Source organism: Paraburkholderia sp. USG1 (assembly GCF_031570135.1).
Lineage (GTDB): Bacteria > Pseudomonadota > Gammaproteobacteria > Burkholderiales > Burkholderiaceae > Paraburkholderia > Paraburkholderia dioscoreae.
The window spans coordinates 25,217-39,772 of the sequence record NZ_JAMWXW010000015.1 but is presented as its reverse complement, the minus strand read 5'-3'; the positions used below and the strand labels follow the sequence as shown (position 1 = coordinate 39,772).

Below are 14,556 nucleotides of genomic sequence, written 5' to 3'. Positions count from 1 at the left end.
CATGTCGGCGCGAACCGATGTGACGCCCGGCACCTGTCCACATTTTCCGATTCGAGTCGCGATGCTCCGAGTCCTGCAGTGAGAGGAGCCTGTCGGGCGGCACGGTAGGCATCAGCTGCCTGTCGTAATGGATAGCGAACATCCAGTGAAGGAGAGGGGGAGCAGCGTTCGCAACTCGGCCGTGAGAAGAGGTTCTACATGCTGGACCGCGACAATCATGTCGACCGGCCGCGCTGCTTGACGCTGTCCAACATCCAGATTTTCTGTGCGCCATGCCCCCAGCCCAGCCGATCTGATGGCGCACACCTGTCGCAGACATACTACATCTGCAGGCAGCGCTCGCGTCTCGCAAGTCCGCTTCATCTTTCAGACCGGGCTCGCCCTATGAGCAACTAACAAGACGCTACGGCCGGGAAATGACCACCTTGCCAAAATGCCGGCCGTTCGCTGCATAGCGGTATGCAGCTTTGGCTTCATCGAACGGGAATGCAGTGTCGATAACGGGTTTAAGCTGCCAGCGTGTAATGGCGGCGTTCATCTGCTCGAACATTTCACGGCTTCCCGTGGAAATCGCCTGCAAGGTGAGCCGGCGAGTCAGAATGATGGATGGATCGACCTGGGATCCGCCTGCCAGCACGCCGATGATGACGACCCTGCCTGTGACCGCAGCAGCGCGCATCGATCTGGCGAGCGTTCCCGCGCCGCCTACCTCAATGACACGATCCACGCCGAGGCCGGCCGTGATCCGCATGACTTCCTTGTCCCATTCGGGAGTGGCCGAGTAGTTGATAACGTTGTCAGCACCCAGCGCCTGCAGTGCATGCGCTTTCTCTTCAGTGGAAGTGGTAGCGATCACGTGGGTGCCGATGTGCTTCGCAAACTGGAGAGCAAAGAGGGAGACGCCGCCCGAGCCGAGAACAAGCACGGATTGCCCCGGCAACAATGCCTCGCCAGCGTGCAATGCATGCCATGCAGTCACGGCAGCGCAGGGCAGCGTTGCCGCCTCCTGATCGGAAAGATGGGCTGGCACCTTTACGATGTTTTCGTCAGTCAGCACGATGCTTTCGGTCAGCATGCCGTCGCGGCTGCCGCCGAGATCGGAGTCCAGCGCGCGCAATGGCATCCTGCCGCCGAGCCAGTTCTGCCTGAAGATTCCTGCTACACGATCGCCGACGGAAAATCCGCGAACACGCTCGCCGGCCGCCACGATTGTGCCCACGCCGTCCGACAGCGGGACGAGACCCGGTTTCGGGCTTGGGCCGCCATAGCCACCAAGCAGGATCGCGATGTCCCGCGCATTCAGCGAGTTAGCGGCGATCTCGATACGAACTTCGTCGGGACCAGGGACAGGTACATCGCCATCCCTTACCGTGAGCCCATCAAGGTCGCCAATGTGATCGATGTGGTAACTACGCATTCCGGTCTCCGGTGACTCGCCAGACGTTCGCGAACAGACGGCCGGGCGCGCGCTTGATTGGCGCGAACGGCCAGAAAATCGACGACGATATTGTGTCGCTCGAACTGCTCATAGGGCGCCCGGTACGGCCGGTTCATTCTCGAGCAGACCGAGCCGCGCCCATACCTCCTGGTCGGTTACGACGAACAGCCGTGCGGGCTCTGCTGACGTACACCGATGCGTGACGCGATTGCCCGCAGGAAGGGTAAATATATCGTTCGGTCCCCACGAGAAGGTTGATTCTCCAATGGTGGACTCGCCGTGCCCGTCTACCACGCAGCACACCGCGCTGCCGGTTGTTCTGACCGGCACGGTCGCCTGACCCGTGGGATCAATCTGAACGAACCAGGCATCCAGCAGCGAGACGCATGAGCCCCCGCTCAACGGGTTCGCATAGCGGACGCGACGTGTTCCGTCGGCGGCCAGGGGTGCCGCCGCGACGGCCGCGCACGCATCGGCGTAGGGATAGCGAAAGACGGGCGAATAGGATCGGGGGACGCCGCTGATTTCGGGCACCAAATTCGGTGCAGCGAAGGCATCCTCTGCAATCGCGTGCGGCATTTCGTCGGGCGGTCCAGGCTGGAATTTCGCGGACCCAAGATAGTTGTGCAGTGGTACGTCGAGTACATCGAGCCAGATCACGGGTCTGTCGCCGTCATGCCGGTGACCATGCCAGGTCCACGCGGGATTCAGGATGAGATCGCCCCTCGACATTGGACACGGTTTTCCGTCGACAACAGTGACTGCGCCGCTTCCCTCGAGAACGAAGCGAAGTGCGTTCATCGAGTGACGATGGGGACGTGCCGACTCTCCTGGCCGCAGGCTCTGAATGGCGGCGGCCAGAATTCCTGCCGTCGATTCGTCCTCGGGTGTGCGTGCTTGCGGATTGACGAGCTGCAATACCCGGCGCTCGACGACAGACGGCGAGGTGATGTTCAACGCTTCGGCCACCATGGGGCGCACCATTTCCCATTTCCAGAGATGGGCCGGGACCGGTCCGGGTGGCCGCTTGTGAGCGGTGGGGCTTTCCCATAGTGGCACCAGGTGTGCCGCTCGCCATGCCTGCCGGACTGCGTCGAAATCAAGCGTTTCTTCTTCCATCGGGTCTTCTCCTGCGCGTTCGGGACGCGCTGCGGTGAGATAGTCGGGCCAGGCGTTCCTGGTCGTGGTATCGGAATGCGTTGCGACCTTGCTTCGAGATGTCGCGACGGGGTAAAAGTCAAACAATCATAGATGTGACAGTAAGAAAAAGTCAACGAAGCCATCTTGAATGGCGGAATATAGAGCTTAATTCGCCGATAAAAGATTGGGCAAGCTAACAATTGACAGCACACTGATCGTAACCTAATGTTCCCTGTGAACGTATTCCGACAAATACCAGTGCGGCGCATTGATGCCGAAGGAGACATGTGGATCATGGACGAAATGAAACTTCGGACAGGCCTTGGGTTGAGTCCGGCAATTGCTACATTCGTGTCACAGGTGCGCTATGAAGACCTGCCGGCGCCGGTGATCGACAAGCTGAAACTCTGTCTGTTCTTCAATCTCGGGATTGCGACTGCCGGTTTTCGCTCGTGCGCAGGCTCCCTGCAGGCGTTGCTCCCATTTGCCCTGCCGCAGGGCCACAGCGGAGCGCGGGTTCTGGTCGACGGCAGCCTGATGTCGCCGGCGGACGCCGCCTTCATCAACGCGACGATGATGCATGCCCGGACGCAGGATGATTTTCATCATGCCGCTGGTTCCCATGTGGGCGCGGTTGCGATTCCCGCGTGTCTGGCCATCGCGCAATGGCGAAAGACCGACCCGCGCAGGCTGATGGTTGCCCTGGCGGTCGCTTACCAGGTCGCCGCGGCGCTGGGAAGCGGATACGCGGCGGGCGTCGCATCGCGTGGTTTTCGACCGAGCGGCGTGTTCGCCAGCGTGGGCGCAGCGGCAGCCTGCGCAAGTCTGCTCGGGCTTGAGAACGACGCTATCGCGAACACGCTGGGCCTAGCGGCAAATTTTGCCTGCGGGCTGGGGCAGGCATGGATCGCCGGAACCGACGAATGGCGCGTGCATATCGCGCAGGCGAGCCGCAATGCCGTCCAGTTCGCCCTACTAGGGGAGGCGGGACAGACCGCTGCGCCAGATGTATTCGAAGGGGAATCGGGGTTTTTCGCGGCCTATCTGGGTTCTGTGCCCGATGTCGAAGCGATTATCGAGCGCCTGCGCGGGCCCTGGTGTCTCGACGCGATCGGATTCAAGCCATTGCCCGTCTGCGGTATCAACCTGGGGCCCGCGCGAAGCGCTGCCGCACTTTCGCGCGCGCATCGCCTTCAGGTATCAGAGATCACGCGGGTGGAAATCTCGCTGCCCGAGGCAGAAGCCGTATTTCCGGGAATTGCGGCCACCGGCCCCATTCAGGGTACGGGCGCAGCCCTGATGCGTACCGCTTACGTTGCCGCCGTCTGCCTGTTACGTGGCAACCTGCGGTTCGTCGATATCGAGGAGCGAACTGATCCGGACATTCTGGCGCTTGCGGAACGAATTACGGTTACTGGCGAGCCTGGGCTGGGTCCCATGTCACACACGATCCGAATTTTTACCCCGCAGGGAATGATCGAAGAGCGGTATAGCCCTGGCAGCGCAGATTTTGAACTCGACCGGGAGAGCGCGGCCGCGGCGCTTGCGCGGATCGCCGAAGAACTCGCAGTTCCATTCGGATGCATCGAGCGCCTGGAGCGTGCGGTATGGAGCGCGGATGGGGTGGTTCAGCCTGACGTACTTGTCGACGCGCTGATACCCGACAGGACCGGCGTCTGAGCGCCGGCAGATCGCCGTGTTATCACCGGGCGCGTTGTTGCGGGCTTCCGCATGTCTGTCTGGGTAGGCTCGAAAGTTGTGAGTGCCCGGCGATCGTTGAATTGGCTCGCAGATCGATGACTCACAGGCACGGCGGCGGCTTCTGTTCAGGGTTGCGGGCGCGCCCGCGTAGCAGGAATAAGGCTGTGTCTGTGCTACCGGTTTGATCTTAAAAAAATATTGATCAGCATACTGATCTTGTGAATATTCATGGAGCAATTTATGAACCGTGTCACACACGATATTCCGGATTGTTCGCGGTGAGTATTCCGAAATTAGGGGGAATACCTATAAAACGGGGATTGTCGTAGGGGTGAGTTGATGAGTATACTGAAGCTATTGTTGGTGTACTGAATGTATTGATTTTTGGAAGCTGGATGAACCCCGGAGGAAAGACAATTGTTTCCCCTTAACCAGTGGTATGTTGCGGGCTTCAGCTGGGAGCTCGAAGAAAAGCCGGTCGCCCGGACCCTGCTCAACAGACATGTCGTTCTTTTCCGCCTGAAGGACGGTAGCGCAGCGGCACTCGAAGACCGATGCTGTCACCGGGGGCTGCCGCTTTCGTTCGGCACGCTCGAGTCGCGAGGGATCAGGTGCGGCTATCACGGACTGCTGTTCAATGGCGAAGGTCGCTGTATCGAGATTCCTGGTCAGGAGCGGATTCCGGAAAAGGCGTGCGTACGAAGCTTCCCGGTCGAGGAGCAGGACCAGATTGTCTGGATCTGGATGGGTAGCGAGGAGGGTGCCGCTCCCGACTCGTCACCGCCTGCCTATCCATGGCACAACGATGCGCGATACGAATTCCGCGGCGATGTCTATCACTACGAAGCGCCTTATTACCTCATTCACGATAATCTGATGGATCTTAGCCATCTGGGCTACGTGCATCTGGCGACCATCGGTGGCAACCCCACCACGCATATGACGGCGGAAATGCGCATCGAGCAGACGGGCGACATCGTAAAAGTGCGGCGCTGGATGAAGGATTCGATTCCGCCAAAGACGTACACGGATGCGTGGCCGTTCGCGGGCAAGGTTGATCGCTGGCAGGAGATCGAATTCGACGTTACACACTTGCGGATCTGGACCGGAGCCGCTGAAGCAGGCGCGGAATCGCTGGAGAATCCAGAACGGGGAGGGTTCCATATGCGAGGCTTGCATGGCATCACGCCGGAAACCGATACGACGACCCACTACTTCTGGACGATTGCAAGCAACCACGCGGGCCCCGAACATCGCAATATCGACACCGTTTTTGCGCAGACCGCGCAGACCTTTGGAGAGGACAAGGTTATTGTCGAAGCTCAGCACCGGAACCTGGTCAGGTTTCCGGAGCATGCGGGAGTCGATATCCATGTCGACGGTGGGGCAAATCGCGCGAGACGGGTTGTGGAGCGTCTGAGCGCGGTATCTGCGGCGCGGACGCCGCAAGCAGCCACGTCGCGCAATATCGACGTGGCGCAAAACGCTGCGCCGTCGCCGGCATCGTCTCCCACGGCTGTTCAATCCTGAACGGGGAGCCATGAAAGTTCTGATTCACGGGCGACGGCCCATTGCAGACGGAATCTGCGAGTTCGACCTGCGATTGCCAGATGGTGGACCGCTGCCTGTCTTCTCCGCCGGCTCGCACGTTGACGTATTCCTCGCCGGGGGAATTGTTCGTCAGTATTCCCTTTGCAACTCGCCCGAAGAGCGGCATAGATATGTGCTCGCCGTACTGCTTGACAGCAACACGCGTGGTGGCTCGAAAGGCATGCATGCGTTGAACGTGGGGGACCCGATCGACATCGGTGAGCCCAGAAACCACTTCGCGCTCGATGAAACGGCCCGGCACTCCATTCTACTGGCGGGTGGCATTGGCATTACGCCGATCAAAAGTATGGCGCACAGGCTGGCATTGCTCGGCGCATCGTTCGAAGTACATTACTGTGCCCGTGAACCGGACAGGATGGCGTACGGCGAGGAATTGAAGCTGGGCCACCCGGCGCCACAGATGATGTTCTACTTCGACAGGGACGCACCGGACCGGCAACTCGACATGCGTCAGGTACTTGGCCAACGTACGCCAGGAACTCACCTTTATGTGTGCGGCCCCCAGGGGTTCATCGACGCGGTGATGCAAACCAGCGTCGAACTCGGATGGCCGACGGAAAACGTTCATCGGGAGTATTTCGGTGCAAATCCCGCGAGCCAGCGCGCCGGCGATCGTCCGTTCCAGATCAGGATCGCGAGTACAGGCGACGTGATTGACGTGGCGGCAGACATCACTGTCGTTCAGGCGCTGTCGCGCGCGGGCTACGCGGTACCTGTGTCCTGCGAGCAGGGAGTATGCGGGACCTGTCTGACCCGGGTTCTCGATGGCATACCCGATCACCGCGACGCTTACCTGACCGATGACGAGCGGGTGGCGAACGATCAGTTTACGCCGTGCTGCTCCCGGTCGAATTCAAGCCTGCTTGTGCTCGACATCTAGCGCCGCATCGCGGGTACGTGTAGCGGCCGACGTGTAGCGCCTTTTGCACCATGAATCCACATCGATAAAAAAGGAGAGAGCGATTGGGACTTTCATTGACAGTAGCATGCTGGGATTACGACCGGACGAGGGCGTTGTTTGACGGCCGCGTGGAGATTGAAGGGTGCGATGCGACGTTCCTGAATCTGCCGGTCGAGGAAACGTTCTTTCGCGCATTGCGTGGCAGGGAATTCGACGTCGCTGAACTATCGCTGAGCAGCTATACGATGCTGCGTTCAAGAGGCGAATGCCCGTATACGGCGATCCCCGTCTTTCTGTCGCGCATGTTCCGGCACTCGGCGATTTATGTGCGCCGTGGGGCAGGAATCGAAAAGCCACAAGATTTGGTGGGCCGGACAGTGGGCGCGCCGGAATACCAGTTGACCGCTCCGGTGTGGGTTCGGGGCATCCTTGAGGACGAGTATGGTGTGAAGCCTTCCGATATGCGCTGGCGCACGGGTGGGGTCGAGAAACCGGGGCGCCACGAGAAGGTGGCGATGCAGGCTCCCCCCGGAGTAGAAATCAGCCCCGTCCCGGCGGGCGAGACGCTTGTCGACTGGTTACTTGACGGCAAGCTTGATGCGCTCGTCGCGCCTCGGGCACCAGGAATTTTCGCGCAAGGGCATCCAGACATCATTCGTCTCTTTCCAGATTTCCGGGAGGTCGAAACGGGATACTTCCGCTCAACGGGGATCTTCCCCATCATGCACGTGGTGGGAATCCGCAATGAACTTGTGGAGCGCAATCCGTGGTTGCCGTCCAGCCTCCTGAAGGCTTTTACCGCGGCGAAAGACCATGCGTTGCGCGAGCTCGGGGAAGTCGGCGCGTTGAAAGTCTCGTTGCCATGGCTGGCAAGCGATTATCTCGACGCGGTCAACGCGATAGGGCGTGATTTCTGGAGCTATGGCGTGCCCGGGAACGAGGCTACGTTGAATGCGTTCCTGCGCTACCACCACGGACAGGGACTGTCGGCGAGGCCAATGACGATCGAAGAACTGTTTGCGCCACAGACACTGGAGCAATTCGTTATCTAGGGCAATGCTGATCTAGTCGGGAAATCGCTGCCTTCCTGAGGCTGCAAGGGCTAACAGTAATACGACTCGCTTTCACAGTGAAATGGCGATGAAGAGTCGGTGGGGCCTAGGTTTCGTGACCTGATCAGCCCGGCTTGAAAATGTATGCCCAATTTGGAGCGTGTTGCTCGTCGTGGAATTACCTTTACGCGCGCTCCGAAAGCAACACTCGGTAAGCGCGCCTCTGGTAAGCGCCAGGCCCGATCGGAATGGGCAACGCACAGTCGTCGGCTCCTGTCGTTTTATGGCGTTCTTCGCATGCGTGAGACCAGTGCGAAGACCGGACGTGTGGCCGTCTCTCATCGGTCCGGGATGGACCGGACGGACGCCGCCGATGACTTGGGTGGCTTCACGGCGAGGCTGCAGTGTCTGGCGCCCCCCCGAATCATCCCCGGCGTCTTCAGATGCCGGTGCTGGACGGATTCCGAAGTCGAAAACAGCGGCTGTTTCCCGACAGGACAACGCCGTCATCTGCATGAACGGCAGCACATTCAGCTTTTTCCTGAACGCTTCATTGCCGTGCCTCCGCGACGCCGCGCCCCATTTTTGCGCACGGTGCCATCGTCAACGTCATGCCGGCGGGCAACGTGCGCGCTACTGCCACCTCTGCCAGTCAGATAGCCTTTGACAACGGAGCGTTTGAACTGCGCGCTTTACCTACCCGTGAAAAAAACACCCCAGATCGATGAATGGGCATCCAACGATCTGGGGTGCAGTTCATGCGAAGCACATCGACGTGCGAGCGTGGCCCGACACGTTTATCGGGGGCGTTCGCGATCCATGACGGACATGCGGTGCATGACGCGCAACTGACCGGCGTAATCGTTCACCGCATAATGGACCAGGCAGCGGTTATCCCATACGCCGAATACGTTTGGCCGCCAGCGATACCGGTACTGGAATTCGGGGCGCTGGAGATGGGCGACGAGGTAATCCAGAATTGGCCTGCTCTCGGCGACTGTCATGTTTTCAAACTGGATTGCGGCACCCGGATCAACGTACAGGCACTTGCGGCCGGTCTCCGGTATGGTTCTGAACAGCGGATGGGGGCAGGGCGGCACGTTCTTCAGGGTGTCGTACGCATCGTCGCGCGCAGCTGGCGTCGTTCCAACGAGTTCAAGATATTTGCCGGTGGCATTCAGTAGCCGCACGCCATCGAACAATTTTTTCATCCCATCGGACAACGCATCGTACGCGAGATAGAGGTTGCAGAACATGGTGTCGCCACCAAATTCGGGCGTAATACGCGAATAGAGGGAATTTGCGGCGACGGGCTTCTCGATGAAAGTAAAGTCGGTATGCCAGGCGCCACCATAGTTGTCTTTCTCGGTTGGCTCCTTGCGCAACTCGTGCACGAACGGATAGTCCTTGTTGACCGTCTTGAGATACGGGTGGACGGTCGGTGTGCCGAGTCGCTCCATGAACGCGATGATGTGCTCGGGCGACATCTGCTGGTCAGGGAAAAAGATCGAGTGATGTTGCAGCAACGCGTCGTGTACGTCCTGCCACGTCTCGGCGGACATCTTTTTCGAAAGATCCACCCCGAATATTTCTGCTCCGCCTGCGCCCGTGAGGCGTCGTACTTCAATACTCATCTGTCGTCTCCAAAAAAATCATCATCCGCGCCCGGCAGGCAACTGCCGGGTGCAAAACAGGTTCTTCAATGTAGTGCGAGCCGGGCGGCACGGGCTACCAGGCCGCGTTAGCATTGCAGTCTACAGATCGATCTGGCTAACCGTCGTGCACATGCCAGCCGAACTTCCCGGCTTCCCACCGGCATACCCGGCCTTCCTGTCGGGTCGTGCTTCCGGCGAAGCATCACGAGTCGCTATCAGATTGCAATCAATCCAGTCGATCAGTCCACTGAATGATAGGTTAGATGGGTGCGAGCGAGATGTACTCGTTTTCCCTGACTCGCACCGTCTGGTCGGGACGAAACACTGCCAATAATCGCCGGAAATCCTCGTATTGTCTCGCTTATTCCCGTAAGCGCATGTGCGAAAGAGGTGGTCATACTGGCATATTTCCCTGATTGACAGTGCTATGACGATCTACTATTGTCCGGAACATAGTCAGACACAGCGCCGGAGTGCGAGAGCATCCCTGGTGCGGACAAGGGTAATGGAGACAGTCCGATGATGGCGGCAATGGCGCAGCGGGTTACGTGACGGGCGCAGCGGCCGTCGGCCGCATTTTCCTTCTTCCTGTCGATGTCCAAAGATACGAGCCTTTGTGCTTGCACGGCGCGCGGTTGCGGTCTGGCAAATTCTGACGCGCTGCGCATGCCTATAGATGAACGATCCTGAGGAGACTATTTCATGACACGCGATGCAACACTTTCGGTTCCCGGGCAAAGACACAGGCCGCTGCAGAGGCCAATGACCCGCGGTGTCCATCATCTGGTGCTCTGTACCGACGACATGAAGAAGACGATCGACTTTTATGTCGACGTCGTAGGAGCTCCGCTCATTCACGTGATGAAGGTGCCGCCAGGTCTTGGTCTGGGTCCCAGGAACCGGGGCAACCCGCCGTATGAGAACTGCCGTCACTACTTCTTCGATATGGGCAACGACAGCATGCTGGCGTTCTTCGAAATACCCAAGGGAGCCGAAAGTCAGCACAACCGGAATGCGATAGGCGCCATGCAACACGTTGCGTTCGTGGTGACGGCTTCGCAGTTTGCTGGGCTCGAAGCCCGTCTCAGGCAGCACGGCGTGCAGTATATTCCTTCAGTTGAGCAGGGGCCGGGCATGTTCGGAATCTACTTCTACGACCCGCATGGTACGCGACTGGAATTTGCCTGCCAGCCAGAGGATGGTGACGAGCAGCAGATCGTCGGTTTTTTTACCCAGACAAAGTCGCAGGCCAGAGCGGAACTTGAATCGCTTCCCGGGGTGACGGACGAGTGGGTCGCGCGCCGACTCTCCGCCATGCCCGGGCAGGATTAACCTTTAGGCACGCTATTGCGTGTGAGCAGACACTCAACAATCGGGGATGACTATGAGTAAACGTCTTGATGGACAGGCAGTCGTGGTGACAGGCGGTGGCTCGGGTCTTGGGCGGTACATCGCGGAACGGCTCGCGGACGAAGGTGCGCGTGTTCACGTCTGTGATATTGACGCGGTCGCGCTTGATTCGTTGCGCACCAGCAACCGGGGAATAACGACGACGGTAGCGGATGTGAGCGATGCGGAGGCGGTGAACAGGCTCTTCAAGGATGCACTGGAGTCAATGGGCCGCCTCACCGGACTCGTGAACAACTGCGGAGTTGCCGGGCCTGTGGGACGCGTGGAGACGCTGTCGCCTGAGCAATGGAACGCAGCGATGGCCATCAACGTAACGGGCTCATTCCTGTGCATGCAGCACGCCATCCCGCTCCTTCGTGATGCAGGCGGTGGCGCGATCGTCAATATGTCGTCAGTCGCAGGGCGGGTGGGCTTTGCGCTGCGTGCATCCTATTGCACCACGAAGTGGGCCGTCATCGGCCTGGCGAAGGCAGTTGCGCAGGAAGCCGGAAGCGAGGGCATTCGGGTGAATGCGGTGCTACCCGGCGCTTGCGACACCGACCGGCTGACACGAGTGCTCGCCGCGCGTGCGCCGGTCGAGGGCAAGTCGGTCGACGAACTGCGCAAGGAGGCATCGGAGATATGCGCGCTGCAACGGCTCATCGATCCTGCCGAGGTCGCGGCCACAGTTGCCTTCCTGATTTCGGCGGACGGTAAAGGCATTACCGGCCAGGCGATCAGTGTTTGTGGCGGCGCCATTGGCTCCTGATGCCACGTAACCAACTCTCATGCGTGCCGCTGCGTGCGGCGCGTTTTTCTCTCATACGGGCGTCGCTGCGGACGCTCAACTAACACAGCGTGATCATGATCGATTGCTATGCTGCGGGAACCACGAATGGGCAGCGCGCCGTATGCGTGCTCGAGGAATCTGGTGTTCCGTACCGCCTTCACGACGTCGACATCGCGGCGGGCGAACACAAGAGCGCTTCGTTTCTGGCGCTCAATCCTGCTGGGCAGATACCGGTGATCGTCGACCCTGACGGTCCGTCCGGGCAACCTCTGACACTGGCGCAATCCGGCGCCATCTGCATTTACGTGGCGGAAAAGTCTGGTCATCTGCTTCCTCGGGACGCCGCTCGGAAAGCACAGGCGGTGCGCTGGCTTATGTTCGTATTGACGGATCTGGGTGCGACTGCGACATCGCTGTTCCATCTGTCGCTGATGAAGTCGCCGCCCGAGGACGCCATAGTGCTGCTACGCGCTCGCCTGCAGAATTTTCTGAGGCTGGCGGATGCGCAACTGGCAACCGACGGAAATTTCATCGGGGAGTTCTCGGTCGCGGACGTGGCGCTATACCCGTTGATGGGGTTTCCGGTTGTGAGGGCGGCCGTTGAGGGCATTCCGGAACTTGTCCATCTGAAACAGTGGCAGGCGGCGATGGCGGCGCGACCGGCTATCGCGCGAGCGATGAACTCCATGCCTGCGCCTGGCTCACGCACTCGTGCACCCGCTTAAGGAGAATACGATGACTGCCTATTGGCTTGCACGGGTGACGGTGAGTGACCCGGAGCGTTTCAAGGGATATGCCACGCGGGTGCCACACATTATCGCCCGGTACGGTGGACGCTACCTGGCCCGAGCCGGCCGCAGCCAGGTTCTGGCCGGCTCGCCTGGCTTCGACCGCTTTCTGGTGATTGCCTTTCCATCCTTTGAGCAGGCACTCGACTGCTACTCGTCCGCCGAATATCAGGAGGCGAGCAGTTTGAGGGAAGGTGCCTCCGAAGTTGAAATCGTGATTGTCGACGGCGTCCCGGAGGAATAGCCGGTCCGTTCGGCTATGTCAGCCGCGTTGTGGTTGCATTGACGAGGGGTAAATCGGATGTGCGTGCGTCGCCCGGACGCCTGGGTGGAAGGGCGACAACAATATGAGAAATCTAATAAGGATAACTATACGGAAAGCAGAAAATAGACATCTCGATCAGAGATGTCTAGCGCGGGGTGGCCAGGTTCAGGAAAAGATGGAGTAACTGCTGTACAGCGGAGCAGAAAAATCAGCGACCGCATGTACATATGATGGCTGAAGGGACGCTATCAGGTAGATCAAGGCGCGCGAGTAATGCTTCCTTGAGCTCGTCTGAGCTGCCTGGTATCGAGACGGACAAAACACGGAATTGTTGGGCAACGTGAGCCTGCCACATTCCATGAATCGTAATCTAATTAAATAAATTAGGAATACTATGTAATATGGAAATATGAGGAAATAGAAAAAAAGGAAATACATTCCAGTTAAAAAATATATGGAGGCGACGTTGAAAAAGTTCTTGATTGTACTTGCGGCAATCTTTGGCGTGAGTGGAAACGCTATGGCACAGGGCAGCGTGACGCTCTATGGCTTGATCTCAGCCGGACTGCAGTATTCGAATAACCAGGGCGGCCACTCGTCGTGGCAGATGGCCAGCGGTACCATGCAACCAAGCCGTTGGGGAATAAAGGGATCGGAAGACCTAGGTGGCGGCCTGAAGGCGATCTTCACCTTGGAGAACGGGTTCAACGTGATGAATGGAACCCTGATGCAGAACGGCCGTGAGTTCGGCCGGCAGGCCTATATCGGATTATCGTCCAATACCTGGGGTACGGTCACGTTCGGCCGCCAGTACGATGAGATGGTGACGCTCTGCGGGTTTTCGTCGGAATGCCAGTTTGCGTCGACAGCGGCGCACATCGGCGATAGCGATAACGTGTTTGACACGTTCCGCATCAACAATGCCATACAGTATAAGACCCCACAATATCGTGGACTGCAAGCTGAGGGACTGTATGGATTCTCTAACGACCCGGGGGGCTTTTCAAACAACAACGCATATAGTGCCGCGGTTCAATATCGGACGGGGCAGTTCTCGGCAGGCGCCGCATTTCTATTGATCAACCGTCCAAACGCGGCAACCAATACCAATGGCGCAATCGTGAGCGACTATGGCTACACGTCCCCCTTCGTGACTAACCCGGCAACGCAATCCGGGGTGCTTAAGCAGCGCGTTTTCGGGGTTGGAGGTGCTTATTCGTTCGGCACGACGAATGTATCTGCGTTGTACACGAACGTGCTCTTCGATTATCTCGATGCGTCCCGCCTTTCGCTGCAAAATTATGAGGTTTCGCTGACCCACTATGTCAGACCTGATTTGATGCTTGGCCTCGCATACATATTCACCACAGGCCAATATCATCCTCAGGGCGACAGTCCAAAGTACCATCAGGTAAATGTCGGTATCGACTATTTCTTGAGCAAGCGGACCGACTTGTATCTGGCGGGGAGCTATCAAAGGGCAGCGGGTGACGCAAAGAATGCCGAGATATACCTGCTTTCGCCATCGACAACCCGCTCTCAGGTATTTGCTGTAGCCGGCATCCGACACAGCTTCTGAGGCTTCTTCTTTGCAGTGCGGCATCACATGCCATGCGTTGCGTTCTCCGACGCTAGTCCGGTCGCCTTTGGCTATGGAAGCAGACGGAGCGAAGAACTCACGTACCGCATCGAGTTACCGGGCGGAAGCACACCTAATCGCGGGTGCGTTTCCGTCTTGATTCCTGGGCTGAATGTCAGTATAGTGAATGTACGGTTTCTGCCTATCTTGCAATTTTGGCCTGATGCCGCGAAGTAATCGGTCGTGG

At 58.7% G+C, this 14,556-nt stretch carries 12 protein-coding genes; 9 read left to right on the top strand and 3 right to left on the bottom strand.

Annotated elements, in window-relative coordinates; all coding sequences use genetic code 11:
* Positions 1-403 precede the first annotated feature (403 nt).
* Together NE850_RS20480 and NE850_RS20475 are read right to left on the bottom strand one after the other, a co-directional pair.
* Positions 404-1,417 carry an NAD(P)-dependent alcohol dehydrogenase gene (locus tag NE850_RS20480; protein ID WP_310699339.1) on the bottom strand — a complete coding sequence of 338 codons (1,014 nt, stop codon included), beginning with the start codon at positions 1,415-1,417 and terminating at the stop codon, positions 404-406.
* A gap of 108 nt (positions 1,418-1,525) precedes the next feature.
* Positions 1,526-2,557 (bottom strand): cupin domain-containing protein, encoded by a 1,032-nt coding sequence (locus NE850_RS20475; protein ID WP_310699338.1) that lies wholly within the window; start codon positions 2,555-2,557, stop codon positions 1,526-1,528.
* A 315-nt stretch (positions 2,558-2,872) separates the two neighbouring features.
* Between NE850_RS20475 and NE850_RS20470 the strand changes: the two genes are divergently transcribed.
* The 4 genes from NE850_RS20470 (at position 2,873) to NE850_RS20455 (ending at position 7,843) form a co-directional block, all read left to right on the top strand.
* The gene (locus NE850_RS20470) at positions 2,873-4,258 is read left to right on the top strand and encodes an MmgE/PrpD family protein (RefSeq protein ID WP_310699337.1); all 1,386 of its coding nucleotides are present in this window, start codon (positions 2,873-2,875) and stop codon (positions 4,256-4,258) included.
* A 438-nt stretch (positions 4,259-4,696) separates the two neighbouring features.
* Complete coding sequence (locus NE850_RS20465) at positions 4,697-5,809, top strand: aromatic ring-hydroxylating dioxygenase subunit alpha (protein WP_310699336.1); 1,113 nt, start codon at positions 4,697-4,699, stop codon at positions 5,807-5,809.
* Between the two features lie 10 nt (positions 5,810-5,819).
* Complete coding sequence (locus NE850_RS20460) at positions 5,820-6,770, top strand: PDR/VanB family oxidoreductase (protein ID WP_310699335.1); 951 nt, start codon at positions 5,820-5,822, stop codon at positions 6,768-6,770.
* 83 nt (positions 6,771-6,853) lie between these two features.
* Positions 6,854-7,843 carry an ABC transporter substrate-binding protein gene (locus NE850_RS20455; RefSeq protein WP_310699334.1) on the top strand — a complete coding sequence of 330 codons (990 nt, stop codon included), beginning with the start codon at positions 6,854-6,856 and terminating at the stop codon, positions 7,841-7,843.
* A gap of 797 nt (positions 7,844-8,640) precedes the next feature.
* On the opposite strand, the gene NE850_RS20450 is transcribed toward NE850_RS20455, so the two are convergent.
* A complete protein-coding gene (locus NE850_RS20450) occupies positions 8,641-9,477 on the bottom strand; it encodes a TauD/TfdA family dioxygenase (RefSeq protein ID WP_310699333.1) in 837 nt (278 codons plus the stop codon).
* 783 nt (positions 9,478-10,260) lie between these two features.
* Between NE850_RS20450 and NE850_RS20445 the strand changes: the two genes are divergently transcribed.
* The 5 genes from NE850_RS20445 to NE850_RS20425 all read left to right on the top strand — a co-directional run bounded on the left by NE850_RS20445 (position 10,261) and on the right by NE850_RS20425 (position 14,309).
* Positions 10,261-10,830 (top strand): VOC family protein, encoded by a 570-nt coding sequence (locus NE850_RS20445; protein WP_310699332.1) that lies wholly within the window; start codon positions 10,261-10,263, stop codon positions 10,828-10,830.
* A 46-nt stretch (positions 10,831-10,876) separates the two neighbouring features.
* On the top strand, positions 10,877-11,656 hold the full coding sequence (locus NE850_RS20440; protein WP_310699331.1) for an SDR family oxidoreductase: 780 nt from the start codon (positions 10,877-10,879) through the stop codon (positions 11,654-11,656).
* A gap of 95 nt (positions 11,657-11,751) precedes the next feature.
* Positions 11,752-12,402 carry a glutathione S-transferase family protein gene (locus NE850_RS20435; protein ID WP_310699330.1) on the top strand — a complete coding sequence of 217 codons (651 nt, stop codon included), beginning with the start codon at positions 11,752-11,754 and terminating at the stop codon, positions 12,400-12,402.
* 10 nt (positions 12,403-12,412) lie between these two features.
* Positions 12,413-12,709 (top strand): DUF1330 domain-containing protein, encoded by a 297-nt coding sequence (locus NE850_RS20430; protein ID WP_310699329.1) that lies wholly within the window; start codon positions 12,413-12,415, stop codon positions 12,707-12,709.
* 487 nt (positions 12,710-13,196) lie between these two features.
* Positions 13,197-14,309 (top strand): porin, encoded by a 1,113-nt coding sequence (locus NE850_RS20425; RefSeq protein ID WP_310699328.1) that lies wholly within the window; start codon positions 13,197-13,199, stop codon positions 14,307-14,309.
* Positions 14,310-14,556 lie beyond the last annotated feature (247 nt).